Origin of the sequence: Bartonella vinsonii subsp. berkhoffii ATCC 51672 (genome assembly GCF_902825225.1) — a bacterium.
Lineage (GTDB): Bacteria > Pseudomonadota > Alphaproteobacteria > Rhizobiales > Rhizobiaceae > Bartonella > Bartonella berkhoffii.
Window position 1 is genome coordinate 1 of sequence record NZ_CADEAK010000270.1, and the last position, 403, is coordinate 403.

General features: G+C 50.9%; 1 pseudogene. It reads right to left on the bottom strand.

The annotated features are described in order from the left end of the window. Nucleotides 1–2: 2 nt before the first annotated feature. Nucleotides 3–403 (bottom strand): annotated as a pseudogene (locus tag J7R10_RS09225) (hypothetical protein); the annotation flags it as partial.

The window sequence follows — 403 nt, forward strand, 5'->3', positions numbered from 1 at the left end:
GGTCACTTTCCCTTCCCCTTCCCTTCTTTTTTTTCCCTTTTTCCTCCTCTTTTCCTCTCCCTTCCTTCCTCTCCCTTCCTCCTCTCTCTCCTTCTTCCCCCCCTCTCTTTCCCCTTTCTTCTTTCTCTTTCTCCCTTTCTCCCCCTTCTTCTCTTCTTTTCTTTCCCTTCCTTTCCCCTTCTCCCCCCCTCCCCTCCTTTTCCCTCCTTTTCCTCCTCTTTCCCCCTCCCCTCTTCCTTCTTTCTCTCCCCCTTCTTTTCCTTTTTTTCTTCTTTTCCCCTCCTCCTTCTCCTTTTTTTTTCTCTTTCTCTCCCCCCCTTCTCTCCTTGCCCCCCGCTAACCTCCGCTACGGCACGTTCGGCTTTCTCATTAGGCCGTGTCCAAATGTTTTTGACACTGGATG